Below are 5021 nucleotides of genomic sequence, written 5' to 3'. Positions count from 1 at the left end.
CGAAGACTGCGAGCGGTATATTTATGCAAGCTAATGCATATTTATAACTTTTTGCAGTGACATCAATCTTATTTTCTTATTAAGCATTTATACAGTTTGCCCGGGAAGTGAGGTTTATTATGTTCACGAAATTTTATTATACCCTTAAAGATTTCGGTATTCCGGTTTCATTCAACGAGTGGCAATTATTATTGGAGGCTCTGGAAGCTGGTATGGCTGGCTCCAGCCTTACCGGCTTTTATTATCTCTGCCGGGCGGTTCTGGTTAAAACCGAAGCCCACTATGACCGCTTTGATCAGGCATTTGCCAGCTTCTTCGGTGATATTGAAACTCCGGAAGGCCTGCCGGAAAAAATCTGGGAATGGCTGGACAAGGAATTACCGGAGATGGAAGTAACTGAAGCCATGAAGGCCAATCACCAGCAGTTGGATCTGGATGAACTTAAACGAATGCTGGAGGAAAGACTGGCGGAGCAAAATGAGGAACATCATGGGGGCAATCGCTGGATAGGTACCGGGGGCACTTCTCCCTTTGGTCATTCCGGCTATCATCCCGGTGGCATACGCATCGGAGGCAATACCCGCAGCCTTTCCGCCGTTAAGGTAGCAGGAATGAGAAAATACCAGGAGTTTCGCACCGATGAAACCCTGGGAGTTCGCCAGTTTCAAGTAGCCTTGAGGAAGCTTCGGCAGTTTACTACCCGCCTGGACGGAGCCCGGACTGAACTGGATTTGGATGGAACCATCGACAAGACCTGCAATAATGCGGGAAGGCTGGAATTGGTTTGGGAAAGACCGCGTGAGAATGGGATAAAGGTGTTATTGTTGATGGATTCAGGAGGCTCCATGGTTTCTTATAGCCGCCTGTGCAACCAGCTGTTTACCGCAGTTAACCGCTCCAATCATTTTAAAGACTTAAAAATATTTTACTTTCATAACTGCATCTATGATTGGCTTTACCACGGTCCCAGGTGTAGTTTGACTGATTATACGGAAACGGAATATGTTTTAAAAACTTATGATAGTGATTATCGTCTTATTATTGTGGGTGATGCCAGCATGTCTTCCTATGAACTGATGCGGGTTGGGGGCATTATAGAGTGGGGCCTCTACAATGATAAGCCCGGAATTGATTGGCTTAGACGCATGCGCCAGCATTTTGAATATTCGGTATGGCTGAATCCTATCCCCAAAAACTATTGGAACTGGATGGAGGGGACCTTTACCATTAGCAAGATCGCCGAGATTTTCCCCATGGAAAGCTTGACGGTGGAGGGATTGGAGACAGCTATCAACAAACTGCGCAGCCGCCAGGCGGTACAGTTATAAATAGAGAACCATTCCCGTTACACCCTTTCCCCAAAGCCAAAAATTATTTTTACCTCAAGGCAACGAGTCAGGTATAGAGGTGAAATATGTTCCCCCCTAAGCGGTCGCCTATTAGCAAAACAGGCGGCGGGTTCTAATCTCCCGCCTCGTTGCAGCGCTGTGTTGAAACTGCTCCGCAGTTTCTTCCGATGCTTAAAAGATGGTGTTATCTCCTGTTTAATAATGCGTGATCCAGACCTATACAGGAAAAAATGCCTATGTTATACTCAAGTAAAAGATGGAAATATGTCAAAATAAGGACGAAAGTATGATAGAAAACAACTTATTGCCATTAATGATTGAATTAAATGAAAACACTGATATTATGATTGCGGTCATAAGAGGAAGCAAATTTGCTTATATAAACCCAACCCTGCAGAAGAATTTGGGATATAGCCTGGAGGAGCTCTATTCCATGAATTTTTGGGATATAGCCCACCCGGATTACAGTGATTTGTTGCGGCAAAGGGGATGGGCCCGACAGCGTGGGGAAGAGGTGCAGGATAGTTATGAACTGCGACTGCTGGGGAAGCAGGGGAACAGCTTCTGGGCACATATTAAGGCCAAAAATACCAGCATTGAGGGAGAGCCGGCGGTAATAGTCTCGGCTTTTGATATCAATGAACGCAAGGCTATGGAAGTTGATTTATTAAGGCAAAAGGAGTCCTTGCAGTTTATGCTGGAGAATAACCCGGTAGCAACTGCCCTGGTCAACCCGGAGGGGAAAACCCTCTATGTTAATCCGCGTTTTATAAAATATACTGGCTATAGTCGGGAAGAAGTCAGTTCCAGCCTGGTTTGGGAAGAGAAAGTACTGGCGGATATGCCCAAGCGCCGGGAAATCATGAAAGCCTGGAACCGGAACTTGAAAGAAACAGGATACTCCAAGGGAAAGATCGTTTTGCGCCGCCGGGATGGGGAAAGGCGCTTTTTTAATATACATAGTGTAGCGTTGCCGGACGGGCATATTTTGCTGGCGGCCTGGGATATAAGCGAACAGGTAGAGGCGCGAAAGATACTGCAAGAGAGCGAAGCCCGCTTCAAGGCTTTGTCCGAAGCCAGTTTTGAGGGGATTATCATTTCCGAGAACGGGATTTGCATAGAAGCCAACCAGGCTGCAGTAGAGCTGTTTGGCTACAGCCGGGAAGAGCTTATTGGGCTTGATGTTATGAGTTTTACCGCGCCGGAAGCCCGGGAAATAGTTAAAAGCCAGATGATGAGTGGCAGTAAGGATTCTTACGAAGCCGTGGCCTTGCGTCAGGATGGGAGCAGGGTTCCGGTAGAGATTCAAGGGCGGAGTTTTATCTACCAGGATCGTGAAGTCAGGGCAGCGGCCATCCGCGACCTCAGTGAGCGGCGGAGGGCGGAGGAAGAGATTTATCGCCAAAGCACCAACCTGCAGGCGCTCTTCTACAATACCCTGGATGCCGTCGTTCTCTGTGATCCTGTGCATAGAATCCTGGATATCAATCCTCGTTTTTTTGAACTTTTTGACTATACTATTGAAGAATGCCGGGGTTCTATCCTGGAGGAAGTGCTGGTTCCGGAAGAACTGAGAGAAGAGTCCGCTTTCATGTCCAGTATGGTTTCCAGTGGGCAGGCCAATAGCCGGGAAAGCGTGAGAAAAAAGAAAAACGGTGAATTGCTGCCGGTATTGGTTACCATGATTCCTATTGCCAATTCGGGCTACTATGTTCTTTATACAAATATCAGCGAGCGCAAGGAGGCGGAAGCCACGATTCAGCAACAGATAAAAGAACTGGAAGCCAAAAATGCTGAGATGGAGCGCTTCACCTATACGGTATCGCATGATTTGCGCAGCCCCCTTATCACTATAAAAGGTTTTTCCGGCCTGCTCCTGCAAGACCTGGAGAAAGGTAAAACCGCTCGCCTGCAAAAAGATATACAGCGAATTATCAATGCCTCAGGCAAGATGGAGGAACTGCTGGAAGATCTCCTGGAACTCTCTCGTATCGGCCGTATCTTAAACCCTTACAGCAACTTCCCCATGAACCGGCTCTGTCATGAAGTGGTTGAATTACTTTCTGGGCCTATCAGCCAGAAAAAGGCGGAGGTAGTGATAGCTCCTTATATGCCCTGGATACAAGGTGATCGCAGGCGAATAGCCGAAGTCGTACAAAACCTGCTGGAAAACGCTATCAAGTTTATGGGGCCCAATGACCATCCGCGAATAGAAATAGGCTGTTTCTCCGGTGAAGGCGAGTGCGGCTTTTTTATTAATGACAATGGTTCAGGCATAGAAGCCAAATACCAGGAAAAGATTTTTGGGCTTTTCGATAAATTAGATCAAAGCACAGAAGGTACCGGGATTGGATTGGCTCTGGTTAAAAGGATTATTGAGCTTCACCAGGGGCGTATCTGGGTGGAGTCAGCCGGAGCGGGCCAGGGAAGCACTTTCTATTTTACCTTGCCTGCCGCTACTGATAGTAAGAAAGGGGATAAATGATGGATGAGTCAATGCTAAATATTCTGCTGGTGGAAGACAATGAAGACCACGCCGAGCTTATCATGCGCAGCCTGGAAGAACAGCAGATAAAAAGCCATGTTATTCACGTTACAGATGGGGAACAAGCCCTGAACTATCTATTTGGTCGGGGTGAATATAGCGAGGTGGAGAAATATCCCCGTCCCAACCTCATTCTACTGGATTTGCGCCTGCCCAAGGTAGATGGTCTGGGAGTGTTAAAGGAAATCAAGCAAGCGGAGGAATTAAAGATTATTCCCACCGTGGTGCTGACCTCTTCCGAGTCGGAGAACGATATTTACCGGGCCTACAATTACTATGCCAACAGCTTCCTGGTCAAGCCCATGGACTTTCAACAATTCAACGAATTGATGCTAAAGCTGGGACGCTACTGGCTGAAATGCAATGCGAACCCGGTAAGATGAGAAAAGTATTGATCGGCAATGTTAAAAAGGCCTAAGTACATATCTTGACAACAGCATAGTCATTCTAAACATCAGGCAGAACTGTTTTTCACGATCGATACACTTGAGCAAGGAGTGCTGCAAAATGAAAGAACGTATTTCAGTTCTTATTGTTGAGGATGACGAACTACATACCGAGTTAATTCAAAGAGCCTTCGAAGACCACCAGTCTCGCTTTATGCTAAGATTCAGCAGCAACCTGATGGAGGCCCGCATCTACATGGAGGAGAGGAAACCCGATATCGTAGTTTGTGATTGGCTGCTTCCTGATGGCCGGGGAATTGAGCTGTTTTCTCCGGATAAGGAGCATTCGTCCTATCCTATCATTATGATGACCAGCTACGGCAACGAGGAGCTGGCGGTAGAAACCATTAAAGCCGGGGCTTTGGATTATCTGGTGAAATCGCCGGAAGCCTTTGCTGGCCTGCCTGACTTTATCCTGCGGGGTTTGCGGGAATGGGAACATATAAGGGCCCGCCACGCGGCGGAAAAGAAGCTCCGTGATGTGCTGCTGCAGACCGTGGAGAGCCTGGCCTCCATGCTGGAAAAGCGTGATCCCTATACCTCGGGACACCAGAAAAAAGTAAGTGTGCTGGCCTGTGCCATTGCTGAAGAAATGGGTCTTCCCGCTGAGATTATCGAGGGAATACATATTGCTGCCATCCTCCATGATATAGGTAAAATCAGCATACCGGCCGAATTCCT

General features: G+C 47.3%; 4 protein-coding genes. All 4 read left to right on the top strand.

The annotated features are described in order from the left end of the window. The first annotated feature begins 119 nt into the window (after positions 1 to 119). Positions 120 to 1328 (top strand): vWA domain-containing protein, encoded by a 1209-nt coding sequence (locus B2633_RS05820; protein WP_061213539.1) that lies wholly within the window; start codon positions 120 to 122, stop codon positions 1326 to 1328. Positions 1329 to 1635: 307 nt separating this feature from the next. Further along, positions 1636 to 3834 carry a PAS domain-containing sensor histidine kinase gene (locus B2633_RS05815; RefSeq protein WP_483169720.1) on the top strand — a complete coding sequence of 733 codons (2199 nt, stop codon included), beginning with the start codon at positions 1636 to 1638 and terminating at the stop codon, positions 3832 to 3834. An 11-nt stretch (positions 3835 to 3845) separates the two neighbouring features. Then, the gene (locus B2633_RS05810) at positions 3846 to 4277 is read left to right on the top strand and encodes a response regulator (protein WP_483169719.1); all 432 of its coding nucleotides are present in this window, start codon (positions 3846 to 3848) and stop codon (positions 4275 to 4277) included. Positions 4278 to 4401: 124 nt separating this feature from the next. Continuing rightward, a partial coding sequence (locus B2633_RS05805; RefSeq protein ID WP_483169718.1) for an HD-GYP domain-containing protein occupies positions 4402 to 5021 on the top strand: 620 nt, incomplete at its 3' end.

It is taken from the genome of Syntrophomonas sp. UBA1041, assembly GCF_002316705.1.
Taxonomy (GTDB): domain Bacteria; phylum Bacillota; class Syntrophomonadia; order Syntrophomonadales; family Syntrophomonadaceae; genus DTU019.
This window is presented reverse-complemented; position numbering and strand designations above follow the sequence as displayed.